Source organism: Serratia sp. JSRIV004 (assembly GCF_019968705.1).
Taxonomy (GTDB): Bacteria; Pseudomonadota; Gammaproteobacteria; order Enterobacterales; family Enterobacteriaceae; genus Chania; species Chania fonticola_B.
Genome location: NZ_CP074140.1, coordinates 3,485,235 through 3,509,593, shown reverse-complemented (window position 1 = coordinate 3,509,593; position 24,359 = coordinate 3,485,235). Strand labels below are relative to the sequence as shown.

General features: G+C 51.4%; 23 protein-coding genes and 1 pseudogene. 15 read left to right on the top strand and 9 right to left on the bottom strand.

Annotated features, from left to right (window positions below; translation table 11 throughout):
- Positions 1–4 precede the first annotated feature (4 nt).
- Both KGP21_RS16700 and KGP21_RS16695 read left to right on the top strand, forming a co-directional pair.
- Positions 5–1,327: a DUF3430 domain-containing protein gene (locus KGP21_RS16700; RefSeq protein WP_223535723.1), complete on the top strand. Its 1,323-nt coding sequence runs from the start codon at positions 5–7 to the stop codon at positions 1,325–1,327.
- Positions 1,328–1,557: 230 nt separating this feature from the next.
- A complete protein-coding gene (locus tag KGP21_RS16695; RefSeq protein WP_223535721.1) occupies positions 1,558–1,821 on the top strand; it encodes a hypothetical protein in 264 nt (87 codons plus the stop codon).
- Between the two features lie 301 nt (positions 1,822–2,122).
- On the opposite strand, the gene KGP21_RS16690 is transcribed toward KGP21_RS16695, so the two are convergent.
- A complete protein-coding gene (locus KGP21_RS16690) occupies positions 2,123–2,359 on the bottom strand; it encodes a DinI-like family protein (RefSeq protein ID WP_223538503.1) in 237 nt (78 codons plus the stop codon).
- Between the two features lie 244 nt (positions 2,360–2,603).
- Between KGP21_RS16690 and KGP21_RS16685 the strand changes: the two genes are divergently transcribed.
- From KGP21_RS16685 to KGP21_RS16660, 6 genes are all read left to right on the top strand, one after another.
- On the top strand, positions 2,604–2,801 hold the full coding sequence (locus tag KGP21_RS16685; protein WP_223535719.1) for a hypothetical protein: 198 nt from the start codon (positions 2,604–2,606) through the stop codon (positions 2,799–2,801).
- Positions 2,802–3,361: 560 nt separating this feature from the next.
- Positions 3,362–4,234 (top strand): excinuclease Cho, encoded by an 873-nt coding sequence (gene cho / locus KGP21_RS16680; RefSeq protein WP_223535717.1) that lies wholly within the window; start codon positions 3,362–3,364, stop codon positions 4,232–4,234.
- A gap of 311 nt (positions 4,235–4,545) precedes the next feature.
- Positions 4,546–5,019, top strand: coding sequence for an anti-virulence regulator CigR family protein (locus KGP21_RS16675; protein WP_218519232.1), 474 nt, complete (start codon positions 4,546–4,548; stop codon positions 5,017–5,019).
- A gap of 220 nt (positions 5,020–5,239) precedes the next feature.
- Entirely contained in the window at positions 5,240–5,662 is a 423-nt protein-coding gene (umuD, locus tag KGP21_RS16670; protein WP_021806749.1) for a translesion error-prone DNA polymerase V autoproteolytic subunit, read from the top strand.
- A complete protein-coding gene (gene umuC, locus KGP21_RS16665; protein ID WP_223535716.1) occupies positions 5,662–6,933 on the top strand; it encodes a translesion error-prone DNA polymerase V subunit UmuC in 1,272 nt (423 codons plus the stop codon). Before umuD ends, umuC begins: the two co-directional genes overlap by 1 nt.
- Before the next feature lie 427 nt (positions 6,934–7,360).
- Positions 7,361–7,903 (top strand): fimbrial protein, encoded by a 543-nt coding sequence (locus KGP21_RS16660; protein ID WP_223535715.1) that lies wholly within the window; start codon positions 7,361–7,363, stop codon positions 7,901–7,903.
- 106 nt (positions 7,904–8,009) lie between these two features.
- On the opposite strand, the gene KGP21_RS16655 is transcribed toward KGP21_RS16660, so the two are convergent.
- The 3 genes from KGP21_RS16655 to KGP21_RS16645 all read right to left on the bottom strand — a co-directional run bounded on the left by KGP21_RS16655 (position 8,010) and on the right by KGP21_RS16645 (position 10,046).
- A complete protein-coding gene (locus KGP21_RS16655) occupies positions 8,010–8,993 on the bottom strand; it encodes a hypothetical protein (RefSeq protein ID WP_223497824.1) in 984 nt (327 codons plus the stop codon).
- 64 nt (positions 8,994–9,057) lie between these two features.
- The gene (locus KGP21_RS16650; protein ID WP_021806744.1) at positions 9,058–9,378 is read right to left on the bottom strand and encodes an AzlD domain-containing protein; all 321 of its coding nucleotides are present in this window, start codon (positions 9,376–9,378) and stop codon (positions 9,058–9,060) included.
- Positions 9,378–10,046 carry an AzlC family ABC transporter permease gene (locus KGP21_RS16645; RefSeq protein ID WP_021806743.1) on the bottom strand — a complete coding sequence of 223 codons (669 nt, stop codon included), beginning with the start codon at positions 10,044–10,046 and terminating at the stop codon, positions 9,378–9,380. Before KGP21_RS16645 ends, KGP21_RS16650 begins: the two co-directional genes overlap by 1 nt.
- 113 nt (positions 10,047–10,159) lie before the next feature.
- Between KGP21_RS16645 and KGP21_RS16640 the strand changes: the two genes are divergently transcribed.
- From KGP21_RS16640 to KGP21_RS16625, 4 genes are all read left to right on the top strand, one after another.
- The gene (locus tag KGP21_RS16640; RefSeq protein ID WP_021181074.1) at positions 10,160–10,708 is read left to right on the top strand and encodes a helix-turn-helix domain-containing protein; all 549 of its coding nucleotides are present in this window, start codon (positions 10,160–10,162) and stop codon (positions 10,706–10,708) included.
- A 486-nt stretch (positions 10,709–11,194) separates the two neighbouring features.
- Positions 11,195–12,124 (top strand): sugar ABC transporter substrate-binding protein, encoded by a 930-nt coding sequence (locus tag KGP21_RS16635; protein ID WP_021181075.1) that lies wholly within the window; start codon positions 11,195–11,197, stop codon positions 12,122–12,124.
- A 77-nt stretch (positions 12,125–12,201) separates the two neighbouring features.
- Positions 12,202–13,686, top strand: a complete 1,485-nt coding sequence (locus KGP21_RS16630) for a sugar ABC transporter ATP-binding protein (protein ID WP_021806742.1) — start codon at positions 12,202–12,204, stop codon at positions 13,684–13,686.
- A 17-nt stretch (positions 13,687–13,703) separates the two neighbouring features.
- Positions 13,704–14,729, top strand: coding sequence for an ABC transporter permease (locus KGP21_RS16625; RefSeq protein ID WP_071683305.1), 1,026 nt, complete (start codon positions 13,704–13,706; stop codon positions 14,727–14,729).
- Positions 14,730–14,782: 53 nt separating this feature from the next.
- On the opposite strand, the gene KGP21_RS16620 is transcribed toward KGP21_RS16625, so the two are convergent.
- Positions 14,783–15,202: an NlpC/P60 family protein gene (locus KGP21_RS16620; protein ID WP_021806740.1), complete on the bottom strand. Its 420-nt coding sequence runs from the start codon at positions 15,200–15,202 to the stop codon at positions 14,783–14,785.
- Positions 15,203–15,859: 657 nt separating this feature from the next.
- Between KGP21_RS16620 and KGP21_RS16615 the strand changes: the two are divergent.
- The 3 genes and pseudogenes from KGP21_RS16615 to KGP21_RS16605 all read left to right on the top strand — a co-directional run.
- Positions 15,860–17,200: pseudogene (locus tag KGP21_RS16615) on the top strand (nucleobase:cation symporter-2 family protein); the annotation flags it as partial.
- A gap of 108 nt (positions 17,201–17,308) precedes the next feature.
- Positions 17,309–18,136: a carbon-nitrogen hydrolase family protein gene (locus KGP21_RS16610; RefSeq protein ID WP_223535713.1), complete on the top strand. Its 828-nt coding sequence runs from the start codon at positions 17,309–17,311 to the stop codon at positions 18,134–18,136.
- A 93-nt stretch (positions 18,137–18,229) separates the two neighbouring features.
- Positions 18,230–18,751: a hypothetical protein gene (locus KGP21_RS16605; RefSeq protein ID WP_209523821.1), complete on the top strand. Its 522-nt coding sequence runs from the start codon at positions 18,230–18,232 to the stop codon at positions 18,749–18,751.
- Between the two features lie 57 nt (positions 18,752–18,808).
- Here KGP21_RS16605 and KGP21_RS16600 read toward each other — a convergent pair whose 3' ends face one another.
- From KGP21_RS16600 to KGP21_RS16585, 4 genes are all read right to left on the bottom strand, one after another.
- Positions 18,809–21,721, bottom strand: a complete 2,913-nt coding sequence (locus KGP21_RS16600; RefSeq protein WP_223535711.1) for an HD domain-containing phosphohydrolase — start codon at positions 21,719–21,721, stop codon at positions 18,809–18,811.
- A gap of 225 nt (positions 21,722–21,946) precedes the next feature.
- Complete coding sequence (locus KGP21_RS16595) at positions 21,947–22,399, bottom strand: hypothetical protein (RefSeq protein WP_179253757.1); 453 nt, start codon at positions 22,397–22,399, stop codon at positions 21,947–21,949.
- Positions 22,386–23,072, bottom strand: coding sequence for a hypothetical protein (locus KGP21_RS16590; protein WP_179253756.1), 687 nt, complete (start codon positions 23,070–23,072; stop codon positions 22,386–22,388). Before KGP21_RS16590 ends, KGP21_RS16595 begins: the two co-directional genes overlap by 14 nt.
- Positions 23,072–24,337 (bottom strand): DUF4123 domain-containing protein, encoded by a 1,266-nt coding sequence (locus KGP21_RS16585; protein ID WP_223535710.1) that lies wholly within the window; start codon positions 24,335–24,337, stop codon positions 23,072–23,074. The genes KGP21_RS16590 and KGP21_RS16585 overlap by 1 nt, the downstream gene beginning before the upstream one ends.
- Between the last annotated feature and the right edge of the window lie 22 nt (positions 24,338–24,359).

Genomic DNA, 24,359 nt, shown 5'->3' with positions numbered 1-24,359 from the left:
GCTTATGCCAGCAGGAACTATCACGCTCACGACCAACTCGGCTACCGTTAAAGGCGCGGGTACGGCGTTCATCACAGAACTGAAGCCCGGCGATTTTGTTGTAGCGGTTGTCGGTGGTGTTACGTATACGCTGCCGGTGAAAACCGTCGATAACGCGACGCAGGTGACGCTAGTCCGCGTCTACGATGGACCTACGCAAGCCGGAGCAGCATGGTCAGCCGTGCCGCGTGAAACACAGAACTCAATCACCGCCCAGCTCGTCGCTGAAGCATCAAGAGCGCTGCGCGGGTTGAACTATGATAAAGAAAATTGGCAACAGGTATTCAGCGGCACGGGTAATGTCACGGTCAAGTTGCCCGATGGCAGCACGTTCACCGGGCCAGCATGGCGAGGTTACGCAGGACAATTATCTATTCTAAGAAATGATATTAATACAGTAGCGGAGACAACCGCAGGTAAGTTAGCAAAAGATAAAAATCTATCTGACTTAAGCGATAAAGCCGCCGCTCGTACTAGCCTTGGCCTGGGAACAGCAGCAACGGCTAACGTAGGTGCCAATAGTAATCAAATCATGTTAAATGGCGCATGGGGGCTGGGGGGGAGCTATAAAGGATTTAAAACCATTAATAGCAATAATGTTAATTACCTACTTAATGAACTTGGCGAGCGTGGCCTTACAGCCTTTAGAAACAATACGCCAATAAATGACAACGGTGACGGATGGTATACTCCTGCTTGGGGACCGTCGATATGGTGCCGAACAGAAGACGTTTATGCTGCGTTTAACATGGCATCAACAGCAAACCATCTATCAGTATCATGTGGCAACCTTCGCGAAGGCTGGGTAATGCACAAAGTCATTTGGCATAGTTTTAATACAGTTGTTGATGGTAATGGATTTATTAAGAAAGCCTCGCCAATAACGAGTATTTATCGGGATGGCACCTGCAAAAACAATATGGAGTCGGAGGGAGTTACCTGCAAGCGGCTTGATGTAGGCATTTATCACGTTGATGGGTGTTTGGGTTTTTATAACGATAATGGTTGGAAATTCGAAGTACCCAAGGACGAAAACGGCAGTGCATTATTGTGGGTGGACTATGAAGTTAAAAAGGACGGCTCAATTATATTCAAGACGTACCACAGGACAAATGATTGTCCCATTTCTGCGTTGCAGAATAACATTGACGGTTACGCCAATGGTGACAGCATCGATATCCCTGAAGGTAAGTTTTTAATGGTTCGCCTAAACGTTCCAAACAGTCAATTCGCCGAATATGTTCCGGATGATTCAATCCCCATACCAGAGTCGGCATTAGCTGACTAAAAAGTCAGGCTGGTCAATGGATATCCCAGGTGGCCGCTGGATTGATCTGCGTGTTGAGATGCCGCCCTGGATGAGCTGTATTCGGAGCTTGCACAGGGTGAAACGCCCGTACCTATCTAAGAGCCCAGGAAGTGACAACCAGGCTGGGAGAAATCCCGGGTTGCAATTTCTGAGTTATCGACTACGTTTACTAGCGCAGTATAGTTATCATTTAAATCAAAGGAATTGTTATGATTAAGAAAGCGTTAATTATCTCCATGTTTGCTCTGGGTCTACCTTCTTTCGCTTCCATTGCTGCCGATGCTACAACTATGGCACATGAAGAGGCAGCGGTTAAGCATGAAACCGCCGCTAAGCACCACAAGAAGGCTGCTAAGCATCATAAAGAAGGAAAGCACGAAGAAGCCAAGAAAGAATCAGCTTCGGCAATGGAACACTCTAAAGTTGCTCATGAAAAAACCATGGCTGCTGATGCAGAAAGTGCCAAGAAGTAAATTTTAATAGTGCTGCCCCTGTATCATTTTGGCAATGCGTGCTGAATTTTCAATAACGATACTGGGGCAGTACTCTGCACTGGATAGCTATCTGTCAGTTCCGCTAACAGTCATGCTGGATGCATGCAGAACTGGAAGAATTAATGCCATGCCCACCAAGTGATTATGTTGAAAGCAGCAGCCGATATCAGAAGAACTACTGTGATTAAAAAATTGGTGTCAATGTCTGGCTTCAAGCAAAAATCCTTCCGTGGTGGCATCAAGTTATGAAATATAGTCACTATCCACGAATTTGCAATATTCACGACTGAAACCAGTCATCAGCACTTTCCCACGTCTCCTGCAGTATTTCCTCGATCGCCTCTCTATCTGCTGGTGTCGCCCTGCCAACTGATAGCCCATCCATGCCACCTAGCCGAACAGTAGCCACCGCGTCAGGAAACTTACGCTGTAGGCGCTTGTTCAGTTCAATGGCCAGAGCAGACGCAGCACCTGCCGGCAGCTTTTTTTTCTTATCGATAGTCACTTCAATATGCAGCATGGTTTAGCCCTCCACGATTTAACTGTTTATTTGTACAGTTAAATTATTCTTTGTTCAATATGGATTTTAGCAAAGCTTCAAATTTTTCGAGAAGGAAGGTTTTAAAGAATAGGTTCCAGGTGACGCGCCTGTACCTATCGAAGAAAGCAAGGAGTGATTTACAACGCCGGGAAAAATTCCGGCAAACTATCCAGCCAGATATCACCATGCTAATCTGGGTGAAAAATAACCGGAGGTATCTATGGAACTGGATGAGGATAGATGCGGCATGATAGCCGCAGAAATTGGGGCGGTGGTTGTTGAACTTGTGCATGCTGGTCAACTTGTCGACAGAATGGCTATTGTAAATGCTTTGGAATCGAAACGTAGAGCTGTAGGGAACACACTACATAAAGGGGTATGTCGAGATGCTGCAGCTTTGGTTCGAGAGAGGAAATAACGATACTCGGACGGTGATTGTCGAACGATTTTTATGATAGGGCTGTTTTTTTTAAAAAACCACCCGAAATTTTTCCGAGCCGTCCCGAAAAAAATGATATGTGTTTGATTATTTTGACGTGTTTTAGCATGTTTCATGGAGCGAGTAGTAATCCGTGTATGCTTTAACCTTATGATATTTAAGTTGTTTATTAATAAATGGCGGGAACAGGAATCGTACTCGGTCTTTTTTTATTTTTCTGATTTATAAGGGTTTTTAACTGCATCGCGAAAACCGCCACCCCCTCACCCCAACCCTCACCCCAACCCTCACCCCAACCCTCACCCCAACCCTCTCCCCGAACACATCTTAGGTAACATTAACGTTCCCACAGGGAGAGGGAGCTAGTCCGCAGTTGCGGGCTGGAACTGTATTAACATGTAGCACGTACTGTCCCTGATCTGTAAAGGGAAAGGGCTAGGGTGAGGGGGACGATCATTGATGCTGTATTGACCACAATCCCCTTCAAACCCCCACCCAACACCGCTATACTGTATAAAAAATCAGTATGGAGAGTACGATTGACCAGACGTTCTGCCGCACCAAGGCTTGAGTTTGAAGCAGAAGCTATCTACCAATATCCGGAACACCTACGCCAATGGCTGGAAGGCTTGCCCCCTTTACCTGGGGTGTACCTGTTCCACGGTGAAAGCGAGACCATGCCGCTCTACATCGGTAAGAGCGTGAACCTTCGCAGCCGGGTGCTTTCACATTTGCGCACCCCGGACGAAGCGGCCATGCTGCGCCAGGCGAGGCGTATCACTTTTATAAGAACGGCGGGTGAAGTTGGGGCCTTGTTATTGGAAGCGCAACTGATCAAACAGCAGCAGCCGCTGTTCAATAAACGCCTGCGCCGCAACAAGCAGCTGTGTGCACTGCAACTCAGTGATGATAAACCCACGGTGGTTTATGCCAAAGAGGTTGATTTTGCCCGGCACGCCGGATTGTTTGGGCTGTTCGCCAACCGGCGAGCAGCATTACAGGCGTTGCAGTCTATCGCCGACCAACATCAACTCTGCTATGGGCTGTTAGGACTTGAACCGTTGAGCCGGGGTCGCCCATGTTTTCGCTCGGCACTGAAGCGTTGCGCCGGTGCTTGTTGTGGCAAAGAAAGTTTGGCCGATCATCAGCAGCGTCTGATTTCAGCACTAGAGCAAAGTCGAGTGGTGTGCTGGCCGTGGCGTGGCCCGATCGCCTTGCGAGAGCAGGGGGCTGATATGGCGCAGTACCATATTATTCACCACTGGTTATGGCTGGGTGCAGTAGATAGCCTGGATGAAGCGAGGGAGTTAATGATTGCTGCGCCGGGCTTTGATAGCGATGGCTATAAAATTTTATGCAAACCCGTGATCGGCGGAGAGTACGAGATTATCGATCTCTACGAAAAAACCTGAGTTAACGTCTTCGCACCAGCCAGAAGGACTGCGCGAGTGCCTGCATCAAAGGCGGACGCCAGAACCGATACCAATAGTGGCCGTTGAACGCCCCGAACTACCGCCAGAGCCAGAAACACTGACTGAAGTGCATCCTGCCAGCAGGATGACTAAAAGGGTACCTGCAATAATTTTCATAAAGCCCGCCTGGTTAGCCCTGCAACACATGAATCAACTTAGCATAAAACCAACTCTAAGATGAATCCATATTGCTCGGTAGTCAGGGGAGGGCTAGATTGATCGGGTATCCCCCCTCATTGAGGTTAGTTAAAATGCTCAAGCATCGCTGTTCTGCCCTCGCACTTGCGTTGGTCGTGTTCACTTCCTCAGCCTCTGTTATGGCCAATCCAGGGAATGGTAATGGAGGTGGGCATGGTAATTCCGCTAACCATGGCGACAATCATGGGAAGGGTAATTCAGGCAAAGACCATTCAGACAAAGGCAAAAAAGCCAAGGGCGGTCATGATGATCTGGTTACCGTGGATATCAATTATGACCGTGTCCGGCCCCTGGCGGTAAACTATGGATTAACCGGGTATCAATCTTTACCTCCCGGCATTGCCAAGAACCTGGCACGGGGCAAGCCATTGCCGCCAGGGATCGCCAAGAAAATGGTGCCTGCTTCAATGCTGGGACAACTGCCATCTTATCCTGGCTATGAATGGCGTATCGCCGGGAATGATTTAGTCCTGGTGGCCTTAAGCACGGCTATTGTTGCCTCTGTCATCAATGGGGTATTTGACTAGCTACAGGCCAGCTCTGGGTAATTATTTCAACGATAGTTACCCAATAAATCAATGGGTTCCATGTCGGCGGCCCCTATCTTAGCCGATGATGAGTATTGGCAGAGAGGCCAACTTTCTTTCCTTACCGATCATAGCCATATCATTCATGGTGAAAATCTCTCTTCCTCCCACCATTCGGCATATCTATACTGTATAAAAACACAGTATAGAGACATGTCCGATGAAACACTTTGTTCCAACACCAACCCCAGAGAAATTGTACCTGCCACTGTTTTCCGATCGGGTGCCTGCTGGCTTCCCAAGCCCGGCGCAGGACTACGTCCATGCCAGGATCGATCTCAACGAATATTGCATCAGCCACCCGAATGCCACTTATTTTCTCTACGCCTCCGGTGAAAGCATGTTGGAGGCGGGCATTACTGATGGCTCGATGCTGGTGGTCGATTGCAGCATTGGGGCCGAACATGGCGATATCGTGATCGCCAGCATTGGCGGGGAGTTCACGGTAAAGCGGTTATGTCTGCGGCCAATCGTGCAGCTCGAACCGATGAACCCCAACTACCAGCCAATCCCGCTACATGATGGCGCTGAAGATTTAGATATCGTCGGCGTCGTGGTGTCGACTATTACGAGGCTGAAGTAATGTACGCGCTGGCCGATGTGAACAACTTTTATGCCAGCTGTGAAATGCTGTGGCGGCCCGATCTGCGTGGCCGCCCGGTGGTGGTGTTATCAAACAATGATGGCTGCGTGGTGGCCCGTAACCAAGAGGCCAAAAAATTGGGGATGGCGATGACCGGGCCGTATTTCAAGGTCAAGCAGCAGTTGGAACGGGCGGGAGGCGTCGCTTTTAGCAGTAACTACGAGCTGTATGCCGATATGTCAGCTCGGGTGATGACGGCATTGGAAGCGTTGGTCCCCCGCGTTGAGATCTATTCTATCGATGAAAGCTTTCTCGATCTCTCCTCGGTGCCTAATTGCGGCAATCTGGAGCTGTTTGGGCGGCAGATCCGGGACAAAGTGTGGAGCGAGACGAGGCTAAAGATCGGGGTCGGGATTGCGCAAACCAAAACGCTGGCCAAGCTGGCAAATTTTGCCGCCAAAAGATGGGTGAAACAAACCAACGGCGTGGTCGACCTTTCCAGCCTGGAGCGGCAGCGTAAGCTGATGAATAAGGTGCCGGTAGAGGAAGTCTGGGGCATTGGGCGGCGGATAGCAAAAAAGCTGAACGCGATGGGCATAGAAAATGCGCTGCAACTGGCTGATGCCAGTACCACCATGATACGTAAACGCTTCAGCGTGGTGGTCGAACGTACGGTGCGGGAACTGTGTGGTGAGCCTTGCCTTGAGCTGGAAGAGTTTGCGCCAACCAAGCAGCAGATTATCAGCAGCCGCAGCTTTGGTGAGCGCATCACCGAGTATGAACATATGCATCAGGCAATTTGTTTATATGCCACACGAGCGGCAGAAAAGCTGAGGGCAGAACGGCAGTATTGTCGGCACGTCAGCGCCTGGATCAAAACCAGCCCGTTCGCCACTCACGAGGCCTATTACGGCAATTCGGCCAGCGTAAAATTGAATACGCCAACGCAAGACACCCGCGATATTATTGCCGCCGCGATGCGCTGTCTGGATGCCATTTGGCAACCCGGTCATCGCTTCGATAAGGGTGGCGTGATGCTGCAGGATTTTTTCAGCCAGGGTGTGGCACAGCTCGACATGTTCGATGAATATCAGCCTCGGCATGGCAGTGAAGAGTTAATGAAGGTGATGGACTCCATCAATAACTCGGGCCGGGCCAAGCTGTGGTTTGCTGGTCAGGGAACGCAGCAGGTGTGGGCAATGAAGCGTGAACTGCTGTCACCGGCTTATACCACCAGGCTGAGTGATTTGCCCCGTGCTCGGGTATACTGAGCGGCGCTTTTCCCTGACCACTACGTCATAATGTGGTGGTTAATGTATTCACAGGTTTGATCCTTTCTCGGACGAAGGGCGAGTCTTGCCTTTTATCTCGGGAGCCGCCATTTTCTACAACTATATCGATCCGGTGCTGCATAACTCGACTCAGGATGGCTTTCAGCTCGTGTTCAACGTTGCGGGGCACCAGTTTGAAGGATAGTTGCTGTGTTCGGCCCTTCACACGCTTAAAGATCATATCTACCAAAAATCCCACCGATTTATCCGTCGGCATCAGCGTCCTGCCATTGACAGCACAACGGTAACAGAAGGAACCCTTATCATTAAGCGGGTAATCTTTAATTAAGCAGAACAAACACTGCGAATTAAATCAGGTGGGACATCAGAACCACTCTGTTCTCTTATTAGAATAAGGATATTTACCATGAATAATACCGTCAATGGAACCATCAACTTTGCTGGACAAATCGTTGCCCAAACCATGGGGATTGAAGAGGGTGGCATTATTGTACAGCGGCCACGCAATGCAGGCCTCACCGTCAGCGTTAACGGCAGCGAAACGCAAAATGGCTACGTGCAGCTTGGTGCAGTAAGCGAAGTGCAGCTGGCAAATCCTGGCGACAGGGCCATGCCACACCAATTTAACATCAGCGTTGCAGGTATCCCGGAGCAATATACTCACGCCTTGGTGTTTTTTGAGGGGGGTGCCACGGTTGATGCTGCCACCGGCGGCCTGATTAATATGGCGGAAGCGGGTAACGTGCAGATCCAACTGCGTAACCAGCAAGGCGATATTGTCCAGGCAGGGAGTCACTCTCAACTGGTCAGTTCGGCGTTTGTCCCGGTGATGGATGGTGAGGTTTATGCCTCCTTTGCCGCAAACTTCTGCAGTACCGGCCGCGCAACGCCGGGTAATGTGGCGAGCAAGGTTGACTACACGCTCTATTTATTTGAGCTGGCTGCCTGATTGATCAATAGCGATCTCTAACCCACCGCTCGGTGGGTTTTAGTCTGCTGACAACATGCTGCGCCCGTCTGGAAAATCAGCGGATAAGGCAATATCGGATCTGCATTTATTGCCCAGCCAAACCATCAGCTTTCACCCAGCCCGTGGTTTTATCGCCGGTTTTGGGGTGAAGATAACTCACAAACAAAAATCCCTTATAAGCCTGCCCGTGCATGGCGGTCACGCTATCGCCATTGACGACAAATTTCCCACCCTCATCCTGGCAGAGCTTATCCGGCGAGTCGTAAAAATAGAGTTTCTTGTTCTTCACCAGAAACCTCGCCGTAGGCGAGGCCGTTTTGCTTATTGCGGATTCGGCGCTGGCCTGCGCATCATGGCAAACCTCGTCGAGCGGGGCCAGACGGTCAACGTTGATCCAGCCGGAGGCATTGCCATAACCGACTAACAGATAGCCATTGTTCTCGCCTTCGACGGGTTCAAGCGCGGCATAACCCACCACTTGCACTTTGTCATCCGGGATCACAAATTGAGACTCATTGACGCACTGCTCGGTGGGGGCAACGTGAAAATAAGCCCGTCCTTTACCACGCACCACATATTTAGGGGAATCGGCAATGATTGGGCCTAATTTCATCTGGTCCAAAATGGCCGCGCAGCGCTGCTCCTTCTGTAGGCATTGCTGATATTGTTTGCCGTACTGTGGATTAAAGGTGAGTTGCAGCGGATGCTGTTCGTCGGCGCTGTTATCCAGTAGCTGGCCGGTTTGCGGATCGTACATGACCCAACCAAGATGTCCGGCCCCTGGCGAATCGGGTGAGGTTGACTTGCGGCGGTCGAACAGTTGAATGGCCTGTATGCCGTTGGCCCGTGGTTCAATATTGATTTCCAGCTTGTTCGCTGGCACTTTCTCCGCCCGGATCAGCGCCTGATTGCTGCTGGCTAACAGCTTGATCAACGGAGCCTGACAGTCAAACAGCGAAGCAGGCCGGTCAGGGGTAAAACCTGGGCCCACTGGCGTCACGGCCTGTAGCGCTGTCCAGGGCGCAAGCAGCACTATTCCAACTACGGCTAATGTGGCGAGCTTCTCCATTTCTATCCTATCTACGGTGAGGCAGCATACCTGCCGGCCGCTATCATACCCGGCCAGCAGTGAGTTATGCCACACCGGCTACCCGCAACAGTGCCGTCACTGCCGCCGCAGCCAGCAACACCACGATTAACGGCGTTTTCCGCCAGGCTAATAATGCTCCCACGGCCACACCGCCTAAACGGGCATAACCAGCAAAGTGTTGCCCTTCGAACAGCGTCGCGATCACCGCTACGGCGAGCAGCAACGTGGTGGCAGAGTCGGCGAGCAAGGCCTGAACCCGATCAGAAAAGCTCAGGCTGCGGCCCAGCAGGAAACCGGCAAAGCGAAACGCAAAGGTGCCGCTGGCCAGAAGCAGAATGCCGATGATGAGTGTTTGGTTATCCATTATTTTTCTCGCTTTCTGATCAGTAAACCCAACAGTGAAAACAGCACTGGCATGCCAATCGGTACCAAGGGCACGCTAGCCAGGGCAATCAGGGTGCCGGAGCAGGCGGAAATACAGGTGCGCAGTTTTTTCAGCGAACCGACAATCAAGGCCAGCAAAATGGTGGGGAACACGGCGTCCAGCCCGATGGCATTGATATCGGGAATAAAGCTGCCGATGGTACCGCCAATCAACACGCCCAACGGCCAGCAGGCGGCAATCCCCAGCCCACAGAGCCAGTAGGCCGCCCGTTTTTTGGCCAACGTCGGTTGGGAAATGCCGAACACCACGCTTTCATCATTCATGATATGGCAACCCAATAACTTAAAGCGGCTGCGCTCGATCACCTCTTTCACTGCCATACCGAACGGCAGGTGGCGTGCATTTACCAGCAGCCCGGCTGCCGCCGCAGCGAAGGGGCTACCACCGCTGGCGACGATGCCGATAAACAGAAATTCAGAGGCACCCGCCAACACCAGCAACGACAGCATCAGCGGGACCCAGAGCTCGAAACCCAGGCCGGTCGCCAGCGAACCATAGGAGATCCCCACGATGCCGTCCGCCAGGCAGACCAGCGCGATCCCTTTGATCACGCCCTTATCGAGCGAAGGGAAAAAGTTTTTTGCCATACTATTTTTCTCACTGTCTTTCTCAAAACGAACGGTTGTTCTATTATAATGAACACTTCAATCTCGATTTACAAGTCGAACGATCGTTCGTTATAAAGTGAGTTACGCGGCCTATGAAACAACCCATCAATATCATTGCGGAAGCTCTGGTGCGCGAACGCCAGCGTACAGGCCTCTCGTTGGCAGAAATTGCCCGCCGGGCAGGAATTGCCAAATCAACGCTGTCTCAACTGGAAGCGGGGAATGGTAATCCGAGCCTCGAAACGCTGTGGGCACTCTGCGTTGCGCTGGATATCCCCTTTGCGCGTTTGATGGAGCCGCAGCAGAGTAAAACGCAGGTGATCCGGCGTGGGGAAGGGGCGGCTGTGGTGTCGGAAGTGGCTAACTATACGGCGGTGCTGTTGGCAACCTGTCCGCCTGGCGCACGGCGAGATATCTATCTGCTGACGACCCAGCCGGGAGCCGACCGTCTTTCTCATCCGCACCCGTTAGGCTCGGTGGAACACATCGTCATTACCCAGGGGCGCGCCTTGGTCGGGCTGGTGGAAGAGCCTGCCGAGCTGAATGCCGGGGATTATATTTGCTACCCAGCCGACCGGCCGCACATCTTCCGCGCCCTGGAACCGGATACGCTGGCCGTGCTGGTCTCAGAACAAAACTAGTTCCGGCAACTGACAAAACTGCAACGGATTCGCTAATTCCTCATGTAGGGCGCCAGATGTGCGCCCGCCTCGCTTACCTCAGCCGCAACCCATTCGAACAAACGCTGCCAAACCAGATGGACCGGCGGTCACTTTACGTCCATTTGTTAGATCCCTGTCATGTTTTTGTTATTTGCTCATTCCAAAACACACGTTTCGCTTGTTTGGGTTAAAAAATTTCATTAGTCTCATTTTTGAAATAAACGTTTGATGTCTGTGTGAAGTGTTTAACAGTCACATCAGGGGTTAATTTCAATGCATTGTTTTAATGATTATTTTTAATTATCCCTAAGCATCTCATAACCAGTATTAACTGATGAGATACCGCGCGGAACAGGGTTTTAAGACGATAATAACGAGCGGGTTGTTGTTTGAATGTAAAAAATATTTTTCATTAGTCGTCAAATCAACAGGCCTCTTCATTCTAACAATTAAAGGGTACAGAACATGAAGCTGAAGAAATTGATCGTCACCTCGCTACTGATGTGCATGCTGCCAGCCTCGGTGTTAGCCAAAGATATCAAGATCGGCGTGTCGATGGCCTACTTTGATGACAACTTCCTGACCATCCTGCGCCAATCCATGCAAAACAAAATGAAGCAGGAAGGTAACGTCAGCGGCCAGTTTGAAGATGCCAAAGGCGATATCGCGCAGCAGATCCAGCAGATAGAGAACTTTGTCAGCCAAGGGGTCGACGCCATCATCCTTAACCCGGTGGATACCCAGGGCGTCAAGCCAATGATCAAGCTGGCGGAGAACGCCCATATTCCACTGGTGTTCGTCAACCGTCGGCCAGAAGCTACGTTGCCAGCCGGTATGGCCTACGTAGGTTCAGATTCCAAACTGGCTGGCAAGCTGCAGATGGAAGAGCTGGCCAAGCTGATGAACGGCAAGGGCAATGTGATGATCCTGCTCGGCGAGCTTTCCAGTGAAGCCACCCGTGATCGGACTCGCGGCGTTGAGGAAGTGGTGGCCCAATATCCGAATATTCATATCATCGATAAGCAAACCGCCAAGTTTTTCCGCAAAGAGGCGGTTGATGTGACGACCGACTGGATCCTCTCCGGCCAGCAGATTGATGCCATCGCTTCCAACAACGATGAAATGGCGATCGGTGCCATTCTGGCGCTGAAGCAGGCGAAGAAAACCGGTGTGCTGGTAGCGGGAGTGGACGGTACGCCAGATGCCCTGGAGTTTATCAAGAAGGGAGATTTGAGCCTCAGCATCTTCCAGGATGCTAAAGGTCAGGGGGAGGGCGCCGTGCAAACCGCCATTCAACTGGTTAAGGGTGAGAAGGTTGAAAGCAGCGTCATGATCCCTTACCAACTGATCACCAAAGCCAATTACCAGGACTTTGCCGACAAGAATAAAAAGTAATGACCAACCGGCCCCTTGCCCAACGGTACGGGGCATCGTTCACAGCGATCGGCAGGATAACGGCGGAGGTTATCAGTATGTATCCTTATGTGCTGGAGGCGGAAGGCATCAGCAAGCAGTTCCCGGGCGTTAAGGCGTTGGATAACGTGTCGCTCAAGATCAAACCGGGCAGCGTGCATGCGTTAATGGGGGAAAACGGTGCCGGTAAATCCACGTTGATGAAGTGCTTAATCGGTATTTATCGGCCCGATGCCGGCACCATCAAGGTCAAAGGGCAGCCGGTGACGTTTAACGATACGCAGGCGGCCTTACATTCGGGCATCTCCATGATCCACCAGGAACTGAACCTGGTGCCGCATATGACGGTGGCAGAAAATATCTGGCTGGGGCGTGAGCCCGCCAAGCTGGGTTTTGTAAACCACGAGGAATTAAACCGTAAAACCCGCGAACTGTTGGCGCATCTCAAGATTAAATTAGACCCGGAAACCCAACTGGGCACGCTGAGCATCGCCAACCAACAGATGGTCGAGATTGCCAAGGCGGTGTCTTATAACGCCGACGTATTGATCATGGATGAGCCGACCTCGGCATTAACGGAAGGGGAAGTGGTGCATCTGTTTGCGATCATTCGTGAACTGAAGCAGCAGGGCAAAGGCATTATCTATATCAGCCACAAAATGGATGAGATCTTTGCCATCACCGACGAAGTCAGCATTTTCCGTGATGGCACCTCGATCGCCAGTGATAAAACCGAAAACCTGACCAAACAGTCGCTGATCACCATGATGGTGGGCCGCGAGCTGACCCAGATGTTCCCCAAGTTCAATAACAATATCGGTGAAGAGGTGTTGCGTGTGGCCGGGTTGCGGCGCAGCGGTTGGTTCCACGATATCTCCTTTGCGGTTAAGCGTGGGGAAATTCTCGGGGTTGCTGGGCTGGTGGGAGCTGGGCGCAGCGAAGTGATGGAGAGCCTGTTTGGCATGCATCCGGCTGAGGGGGGCGAGATTTATATTGAAGGCTTGCCGGTAAAAATAGGTTCCCCCTCCAAAGCCATCGAGCAAGGGCTGGCATTCCTGACCGAAGACCGTAAAAAGTCTGGTCTGTTTCTGGTGCTGTCGGTGGTGGAGAACATGAGTATCGTCAACCTTTCCGCCTATACCAGCAAAAACGGGTTTGTCAGCCAGACGCAAATGGCCAAAGACTGCATGGAGCAAATCAGCAAACTCAATATTAAAACCCCGACGATGGACCAGATTATCAATAACCTCAGCGGCGGCAATCAGCAGAAGGTCTTGATTGCTCGCTGGCTATTGGCGCAGCCGAAGGTCCTGATCCTGGATGAACCCACGCGCGGTATCGACGTGGGGGCCAAGGCAGAAATTTATCGCCTGATCAGCGAATTGGCGCACCGCGGCGTCGCCATTATTTTGGTTTCGTCTGAACTGCCGGAAATACTCGGCATGAGCGATCGCGTCATGGTGATGCACGCCGGACGCATTACGGGGATCCTGGATAAAGATGAAGCAGACCAGGAAAAAATCATGGCGTTGGCCTCGGAATAACGCAAAGGTAAAACACAATGAATAACGTCAAAGTGGAAACTCAGCCAGTCAAAGTCTCGCCGTTTGCCGATTTCAGCGGCAAGTTGCCGAAAGATACCGGCATCTTTATCGTCATGATCGGTATCGCGCTGATTTTTGAAATGCTGGGCTGGTACGTGCGCGATCAGTCATTCCTGCTTAACCCGAACCGCCTGCTGTTGATCGTTTTGCAGGTGGCGATTATCGGCATCATTGCTGTTGGTGTAACTCAGGTCATTATTACCACCGGTATCGATCTCTCATCTGGCTCGTTGATTGCCCTGACGGCGGTGGTGGCGGCCAGCCTGGCGCAAACCTCCGAAAGCATTTCGCCAATGTATCCGGGCCTGCTGGACCTGCCCGCCGCGATCCCCATCGGGGCCGGGATTGGGGTGGGTATTATTTGCGGATTTATCAACGGGTTCTTGATCACTCGCACCGGTATTCCGCCGTTTATCGCCACCTTGGGGATGATGGTTTCTGCCCGTGGTTTGGCGCAGTATTACACCAAAGGTAACCCGGTCAGTTTTCTGTCGGACGGTTTTACCTCGATTGGCCAGGGTGCCATGCCGGTGATTATTTTCCTGGTGGTGGCGGTGATTTTCCATATCGCCCTGAAGCACACCCGTTATGGCAAATACGTGTATGCCATCGGCGGCAATATGACCTCGGCCAGGGTCTCTGGGATCAACGTTAATAAATACCTGGTGACGGTCTACACCATTGCGGGTGGGTTGGCAGGATTAGCGGGCGTGGTGCTGGCGGCACGAGTCAGTAGCGGGCAGTCGAGCATGGGGGTGTCTTATGAGTTGGACGCCATTGCCGCCGCGGTCATCGGTGGCAGTAGCCTGATGGGCGGAGTGGGGCGCATTACCGGCACGCTGATCGGCGCGGTGATCCTCGGCCTGATCAAAAGTGGCTTTACCTTTATTGGCGTGGATTCCTACATTCAGGACATTATCAAAGGCATGATCATCGTGGCCGCTGTGGCTATCGATATGCGCCGTAACCGCAAGAAGCTGTGATCCTCGCCTTGGCCGCCGGTGTGGTGACCGGCGGTTTGGCCTGGTGGGCAGGTTTATGCATCGCTGCCATTGATACGCCGGGCCAGTTCGTAACGCGCGCTCCAGTATTGGTTATCTAGGCTGGAAACGGTGACGCCCATACTGGTAGAGGCGTGAACAAACTCACCCTCCCCGATATAAACGCCGACGTGGCGCTGACGGGATGAGGTTTTAAAAAACACCAGATCGCCTGTGTTTAACTCGCTTTTGGCTACGCGCGAGCCCAGTTTCATTTGTTCACCGGTGCTGCGTGGCAAGCTGACGGCAAATTCATCTTGAAATACGCGCTGCATATAGGCTGAACAGTCGATGCCTTTGCGCGAGTTACCCCCGAATTTGTAACGTACTCCTTCCCATCGGTCATAATGCGACAGGATTTTTTTTAGCTCCTGAGTATTATTGTGGCCGGAACTGGCTGAAGCGGAAAAGCTCATGCAAAACGCTGAGCAAGTGAGAAATACAGCAAAAAATTTAAGCATAAAAGATTTCTGAAAGAGCAACTGAACGTCTATCCCTGTAATGGAGTGGCCGGATCGCCTGACTCATTCCTTCTGAGTGGTGGTAATATACACAGCTGTTGCTCATAAATAAACCCAAAATAGGCTAATTATTGACCATTTCTATGCGGGTTATCGGCTTGTTACTTTTGATAGCGCACCTCTGGTTGGCTGTGGAAACCCGGGAATGACGGGCAATCAAGGAATTAGCAACCGGTGGCAGATTTTGCCAACCAAAATTGCAACATGTCGCTGCTATCGGTTTATCGGATGGGTACAGAGGTGGGATCTCAAATTGAGACGAATCATATTGGTAATTTTATCAATTGCGCCATTTTCGCCGAGGGGGAATGTTATTTTTTATCTAATATAATGTTAATTAAATCGAAATAAATTAAGCCTCATCTGTGATGGTTTTCGCATTTAAAACACTCCCCTGCACAATACCACCTGAGAACAGCCCACTCTGCACACAAAATGCATGCCCCAAACTCGTGCCGTACATCCATTATCAGGGGGGTTATCAGGCTGTGCCCTCGAATCGTAGCCATCAGGAATGACAACCTGATCAAGGCCGTACAGGAGTGAGGTTCCATGACCAACTTGAATACTATTTTGCCCGGCGAAAAGGCGCAGACGACTGAAAAACCGATTGATAAAGTTGAAGAGATATTACCCATTGCCCATCTTTTTACCCTGGGGCTTCAGCATGTCCTGGTGATGTATGCGGGGGCGGTTGCCGTCCCATTGATGATCGGCGGCAGCCTGGGGTTGGATAAGCTGCAGATTGCTTATCTGATCAGCTCCGATCTGTTTTGCTGTGGCGTGGTGACGCTATTGCAATGCATCGGGATGGGGCGCTTTGCGGGTATTCGGTTGCCCGTCATCATGTCCGTCACCTTCGCAGCCGTCACGCCGATGTTGGCCATCGGTGCCAACCCCGAAATCGGCCTGACCGGTATCTTTGGTGCCACCATTGCGGCTGGAATTATCACCACGTTGCTGGTGCCGTTGGTAGGCCGTTTGATGCCGCTGTTCCCAACCCTGGTGACGGGGATTGTGATCACTTCCATCGGCCTGAGCATCGTGCGGGTCGGGATAGATTGGGCTGCAGGGGGCAGGGGCAATGCCAACTACGGTAACCCGGCCTATATTGGCGTCTCGTTGCTGGTGCTGATTTTTATTTTGCTAATCACCCGGTTTAGCAAAGGCTTTATCTCTAATATTTCCGTGCTGTTGGGGATTGGCTTCGGTTTTGTGGTGGCGCTGTTGATGGGAGAAGTCAGCTTTTCTGGCCTGGATGATGCCGCCTGGTTTGCCATCGTGCGCCCCTTTGCCTTCGGTTGGCCCACCTTTGATCCTGCGTCGATTATCACTCTGACGATCGTCATGCTGATCGTATTTATTGAATCGATGGGTATGTTTATGGCGCTGGGCGAAATTGTCGGCCGCCCAACCACCAAGCAGGACGTGGTACGCGGGTTGCGTGTTGACGGCCTGGGAACCGTTATCGGCGGTATTTTCAATACGTTCCCGCATACTTCATTCTCCCAGAATATTGGCTTGGTCAGCGTTACTCAGGTGTCCAGCCGCTGGGTATGCGTGATGGCAGGTTTGATTCTGGTACTGTTTGGCCTGATCCCCAAAATGTCTATTCTGGTGGCCTCGATCCCGCAGTTTGTCTTGGGGGGCGCAGGTATCGTGATGTTTGGTATGGTGCTGTCTACCGGCATCAAGATCCTGACCAGGGTCAACTTCAATACCAATCGTTATAATGCCTATATTGTCGCCATCAGCCTGGGGCTTGGCATGATCCCGATCGTAGCGGCTGATTTCTTTACCCAGATGCCAGCGAGCCTGCAACCTTTGCTGCACAGCGGCATTTTGCTTTCTTCGGTGGCGGCGGTGCTGCTGAATCTCTACTTCAATGGCTATCATCCGGAGGAATAACGCTGCCGTTTATTGATTGTCTCCGTTAACAGTGACTTGCCAGCCAGTGGTTATAACAGGTAAAAACATTGTTCGACTTAAAAGGAGTAATCAATGCGGATAACCTTGGCCCAATTTACCTGCCGTGAAGGGGACATTGCCCATAACCTGGCCGCCGTGCTGGCGCAGATTGAACGTTGCAGCGGCCAAACCGACCTGTTGGTGTTGCCAGAAACGCAGCTTACCGGCTTTACCCATCCTGATGGCAATACGGACTACGCGCTGCAACTGCAAGGCCCGGAACTCGCGCAAGTGGTGGCGGCAAGCCAGCGTACGGGGATTGCCGTCGCCGTGGGTTTTCTTGAGCAGGATGGCACGCAACTGTTCAACAGCTCGGTGCTGATCACACCGGAGCAGGGCATCTATCTGCATTATCGCAAAAGCCATTTATGGACCAATGAACGCGCCGAAGCGCAAGCGGGCGATCGCCTGGTCTGCGGGCTGTGGCGGGGGCGGCGTATTGGTTTACTGATCTGCTACGACATCGAATTCCCAGAGGCATCACGAGCGTTGGCTCTGATGGGGTGCGATCTGTTGCTGGTTACCGATGGCAATATGGATCCCTATGGTCACGTGCATCGTAACGCTTTGCTGGCTCGCGCTCAGGATAATCAGATGTTTGTGGCGATGGCCAACCGCGCCGGGCATGGATGTGGGATGCAGTTTGCTGGCGAAAGCCTGGTTGTTGATCCCTTGGGGCGTGAGGTGGCCAGACTGGGGCGCGAGCCGGGAATAGTGCAGGCAGAGCTGGATTTCAGCCTGCTGGAAGCGGCTCGCCGCGAATATCGTTATCTGGAAGACCGGCGTTTGGCACTCAGCGGGGAGACGCAGTGGCAGCAGCGGGATGATGAACAACGTTGGTGGCCGCTAATTCCACGTTAACACCGCTTGCTGAAAGGCCAATGGCTTAGGTAAAGTCATAGACAGATTGGTCACTGTAATTGATAGACTTGCAGCACTCTAAGGAGCCGTACCATGCAATACCTCGCCCTGAGTAAAAGAATCTTGCCATTGGCTGCGCTGCTGGTGCTGTCGTTGCCCACCGCCTGGGCAGCACAAAACGCCCCAGCCCCGATCCCATCGGCGTTAATCGGCAACTGGAGCGTGACCAAGATCATTCCCACCCAGACCGTGGGCTGCTGGGATGAAAAGCAGGCACAGCAGTTGGTCGGTAATAGTATCAACTATAAAGCAGACGGTTTTACCTGGCATGAACAGCACCTGATCAATCAGGGGGCGATCACCACCACGGTAGAGGCGCAAGAGTTTGTGGAAGATAACTCGGGCGATAATTGGTACGTCGATTTCCCAATTTTGGGTATCAGTACGCCTTCGGTGCAGCGTGTCATCATTCAGCATCAGGATGTCACCGTACCGGGGATCACCGATCAGGGGACTGAAGGCGTTCCCGGTGATAACGTGTTGGTGAAAGATCGTAATACGTTGCTCTTCTCCCAATGCGGCGTGTGGTTTGAGGCGCAACGGCAGAAAAAATAGCGAGATGTTTGACGGCGGGGGCGCCGCTGCGCCCCTATGTTGTGAAGCTGCTGGGTATCAGTTCGTCGGTTGGCAATCGGGTATTTCAAGTTTGCGTAACAGTGCGGGGATATCGACGGTGTCTATTTTATCGGCTTGCAAATAGCTCTGCGCGTAGTCATACCAAATACCAGACTCCAGGAACAGGATCATCAATTCGCGGTCCAGATGATTTTCATTCGCCATGCTGACCAAGATATTGAGTGCCTCAGATAACAGCTTGCCCGGTTTATAAGGCCGATCGGCGGCCGTCAGGGCTTCAAACACGTCGGCGATCGCCATCATGCGCACCGGAATGCTCATCTGTTGGTGGGTTAACTGGTAAGGGTAGCCTTTACCATCCATGCGTTCATGATGGCCACCGGCAATTACCGCCACGTTGGCCATGGTGCGTGGGAACGGCAGTTTTTCCAACATGATGATAGTCTGTATAATGTGCTCGTTGATTTTATAGCGCTCCTCCTCACTCAGGGTGCCTCTGCGGATACCCAGGTTGTAAATCTCCCCGTGGTTATAGAGTAAGGTCGGCTCCTTGAGTTTGAAGTGATAGCTTTCGGGCAGATGGCTTTTCTCGTCGCGGTAGATGATATGTTCTTCTTTATCCGCCAGCAGTGGTTCCTGAGTAGGTAAGGGGACGGCAGGGCGGCGGTTTTTGCGCGCCAATTCTTCCCGTGCCACGCCTGCGGTATCATCCAGAGTGCGGGTCCATTGATATTGTGCGATTTGTTGAATGCGTGCGAGCGCGCTGTCAGACAGGAATTCGCCACCGATATTACACTGGGCAATAAAATAGAAATCTTCATCCAACTGCTGCAGCTCATCGCGTAGCCATTGTTCTTCCTGCTCGGTAGCGGCGATCGTAGCGTGCTTGCGCAGGAAGCTAACCTCTTTATCCCGCTTCAGCACCTCAAAGCGCATCCGCACCTCGTGAATACGGTCGTAAATCATCTCCAGCTTGGTGGCCTTATCCACTATGGCCTCCGGCGTAGTGATTTTCCCGCAGTCGTGCAGCCAGCAGGCGGTATGCAGTTCCTCCCACTCATTGGCAGAAAGGGTAAAATCGGCGAACGGCCCTTGTTTAGCCTCAACCGCTGCCTTGGCCAGCATCTTGGTAATGACCGGTACGCGCTGGCAATGGCCGCCGGTATAGGCGCTCTTGGCGTCGATCGCTCCGGCGATTAACTGTATAAAGGCTCCCATCAGATGCTTTTGCTCTTGCAGCAGATATTGCGTCTCTATTGCTACCGATAAGCTGCCCACCAGAGCATTAATCAGTTGTACTTTGGCTTGCCCATGTTCCGGACCAGCTTCGGCAGGATTAAGCAGCAGTAAGAACCCCATCAGTTCCCGATCATGCGTTTGCATCGGGACAGCCACATAGTGCAGCGGCAAATGGGAACCAAAGATGGTGTGCAGTTGGCTGGGGATATTCTCGTTGGTAAAGACTCCGGCAACGGTTTTACCCTCCAGGATCTGCCAAAACGCGCTGAAATGTTGTGGATCAAACTGCAACGATGCCACCTCCGAACTGGCCACCTCTTTTCCAGCCCAGTTGCAGGCTATGGGTGAAAAGCAGCCGGGCGTTTTGTCTGACAGGAAAATAATGCCGCCGCTCATGTTCGCGATTTTGCTGGTTTCATTGAGCAAGCCCTGCATCTGCTGCGGGAAATTATCCTTGGTGGATAACAGGCTGCCCATCGAGATAAACTGCTTGAGCGTCAGCTTCATTTTGGACATGGCTTTGTGCAGGTCGTCCACTTCTTCAATCACCGAGCGTTCCTCCGCCCGCTCATCAAAATGCAGATTGCTGATGGCGTCGGCATCCTGGCGCAGGCGGATCAGCGGCCGGGAAATACGTAGGGAGAAATACCAGACCAGCGGCAGGCCGAGCAGCAGCAACGCAAAGGCGATCAGGGTCGAGCGGTTGCGGATGGCGTTGGCATCAGCGGTCAGATAGGCCGAGGGCGTGGCAATCACCAACTGGTAGCCTTGGCTTTGCCCCTTAAGCTCCACAACGGCTCCAAACCAGCTCTGCCCTTGTGCCGTAAATAGGCCGCTTGCGCCGTGATGGGGATCTAGCAACGCTTGCAGTACCGGGATGTGCGCAATGCTGTTCAGTCCATCCTGGCTTTTGGTGTTTTGTGCAGGCAGGCTGGCGATAGCTTCATTGGCAGAGTTAATGATCGCCGCTTGGCTATCCGGCGGTAGGCTTTGTTGAAGAAACAGCGAAAGTGAAGCCAGTGAAACGTCCAAACCGATCACGGCATGGCCATCTGGAGCCTGGATGCTGTAGGTGAAGCCGGTCTCACCGGTGCCTTTGAAGGTATAGAGCGGGGAGGTAATCAGTTGCTGAGTTTTTACTGCCAACTGATACCAGGTACGCTCCCGGGGATCATAATTATTATACGGCACGGTTTTTACCGCCATAACCTGCTGTTTACCGTCCAAAAAGATATTCTGAGCCTGGGGCGAGGTCTCTAAAAAGCGGTAGCTTTGCGCCAGCCATTCGGCATCTTCCGGCGCAGTAAATAAAGCTCGGTTGGCTGGGGTGAGGCGGCGTAGTATAAAGAAATCGCCGTTGGGGTAAGCGCTGTATACCGCATTGGCATAATCATTTTGCTTGAGTATCTCGATCAGCGGGCCGATAAATGCCATGCGTTGATCGAGGGTGGTGGCTTCTGTTATTGGCATACGTGCCAACATCTTCGCCGACATTTTCATGCTGCGGGTCACGGAGTCCAGCTCCGCAGCAATGGCTTCGCCGGTTTTTTGATACTGCCGGTTGGTGCTGGCCTCGGTCAGTTTGGTGAGTTGGCTGTGGCTAAAAAGCACGATCACGCTGCCGATGGAGACAATCAGCAAGGTGAACAGCGCGGCAATCTGGATATGTAGCGGATAGCGGCTTCTTAAACCTGTGATCTTTCCTGCCATAGTGCCCACCTTGGATGCTAATTTTTAGCTTTTTTAAATTATAGACGAAGCAGGGGGGATCTGATTGGTGGCGTAGTAAGGCTATTGAGTTGAATTTAAGGTGGGATTTTTTGTTTCGTAGCTAAATAAACCAATACGTTATTAAAAAATAAAGCTTTATGAATCAACGGCGACAAAGATAACACTTTTGTCGCGCGGGCGTTGTTCCTGAAACCCTTGAGGCTGCTACTTAACACCAAGCTTCTCCCTCAATAGTGGCATGTAGCTATCGATGTTATAAGTTTTATCCCCGGTGATGCTGGCGCAGGCGTTATGGGCGTAAATAAGATAACTGACGCCCATGTTGAGGCTTGAAACCTTAATGTTAGTTTGTTTGTGGTCCAATAAGTTGTAGGAATTTTTTATTAAATCAGTGTAATCGTTTTTCTCCACGATATTTGGAGATCCTTGTATAATTATAATTCTAGCCATTCCTAATTGCATCGGAGCTTTAGACTTTACCCGTTCGTAATTTTCAGAAACACAAGAGCGATAATCTTCACACTTTGGAAACCCACTTTGTGTGCAGTAAATTCCAGTCATGCTTACTATATGATCTACATATGAATACGGTACGTAGTTTTTACACCCCGAAGTCAATAAAATAGAACTTAATGTAATGATCTTAAATTTTTTCAACTTTAACGCTCTCCTGTTGAAACATCAAGTCTGCATCGGCATGACCGCGATTAGCCATACTAGCTAAAGTATTTAGTGCTTTGTTTTCATCTGCGCCTGGGCAATTCTCCCAAGGGCCACCGGTTCGAGCAATCATATTAGCGGAGCTCCTGTCAGCAATCGAATAATCAATATAGATATTATCCCAGTGTTTGACATTGGTGGGTTTGGGGCTTTTGCCTTTCCTGGATACCGGATCAAGCGTCACTAATAATTCAATCGGAATATCGGGGTTTTCCTTCGCCAATAAAATCACTCGGTCCCCACCCCAACTATGGCCGACTAGCACGATTTTCTGCCCGGCAGCATGCCACTCTTTCATTAGCGGCGGAACTTTGCCACCGCCATGTTCGGAGTAGGCCACATCCTGTTTGCGCTGGGTGATAACCTTGCCAGTGTTATCCTTAGTGTCCCTGCCATTTCTTTCTTCATAAGGAGCAAAAACACCACTTAGCAGCGGCTGGTAGCTGGCATCCATCGCACCGCCAACAAATACTACCAAGGTTTTTAAACAGCTGGCGGTAATCTTACCTTGCTGCTCTTTTACGCTGGGCAAGATAATATAGTCGCCCGGGTTGTTATTTTTGTGCTTATATTCAAAACCCGGAAAAATAATTCCATCTGATGCGCACATTATCTTGCCTCCAAATGCTTACGTAACATCAATAGTTCCTTTCTGATGCGTCGTTGAGTGTAGGCCACCAACTCAGCGAGCCGTATGTCTTCCTGATTAATGGGGTTATCAGCAAAATGCACCTTAACCCAAGGATAGAGCGGGTCGTCAAAGACTTTATGGCCCAGGAAGAACTGAAATGCCAGGATAACCGCCTGCCCGTGGAACGTGGTGATCCCATGCTCCTGGAACCAATTTTGATTCTGAGCTAATAGGCCAAACATCTGATGTATGGGAACGTATTGCGCACGCTCAGGGTAAAGTGATCGCACATAATCCACCACGTGCTGTTCTTCATACATATAGGGCAACTGGGTAAGTTGCAGGATTTTTAGCCTTTCCAGCGCTGCCAGGTAGAGCTCTAACCGCTCGCCCATGCTTCGTACAAAAACCAGCCCCAACTGCTGATTTAACACGGCCAACTGCCCTGGCTCCTCTGCTGCGGTTGTCAAATAGGGCGCGACGATGTGCTCAAGCTGGAGATCGGTATCAAAATGGCTGCCTAAACTGCAGGCTAAATCAAGAAATTGGCAACGATCGTTAAAACGCTCCAGCCGGTGAGTTTTGCATTTTTCCGTGATGAGGGTAATGAACCGCTGGACCTGTTCATCGCCCAACAGGCGGGTGCGCTTCGGATATTTATCGGTAAAGTAGCACTGTAGCTGGCTAACCTGCTCGTTCTGGTTTTGCTGCTTTAACTTGGCGAGTTGCGCTTCTTCCAGCGTCACTTTCCCTGTCAGAATTGGGGCTGCCTGGGCGGGTAATTCAATCATCTGTTGCCGGACCCAAAGCGAGCTGAATACCCCCATCAGCTGATTTTGCTGGGACTCGGTGGAGGCCGCCAGGATTAACGGTAGAAACTGGGCGTCCCAATAGCGGAAAAATACCGTCTTCCCATCTGGCAAATTAATCTGCGTCAGGCCCCGTAAATGGTCGAGAATGCGCTGACGCGGCTGTTCACTGACTGCCAGCCATCCCCAGTCCGTTGAGGATGCTTCACTCACCCACGCTAAAAATGGGCTATTAACCGACGGCTCCACCAAATAGGGCATCACTTGGTGCCAATCTTTGTAGGCCGTATAGTGATAAATCCCTTCTGCAACGCGGGAGCCATCCAGTTGATAGTAGTGTTTCAATGGCTGCGCATCGCTAACGGTGGACAACACCGCATACAGCCATTGTCCTGATGCGCAATTGGCCAGCCATTGCTGTAGTTGACTCTCCATATCTTCGTTTCCTCCGGCAAGC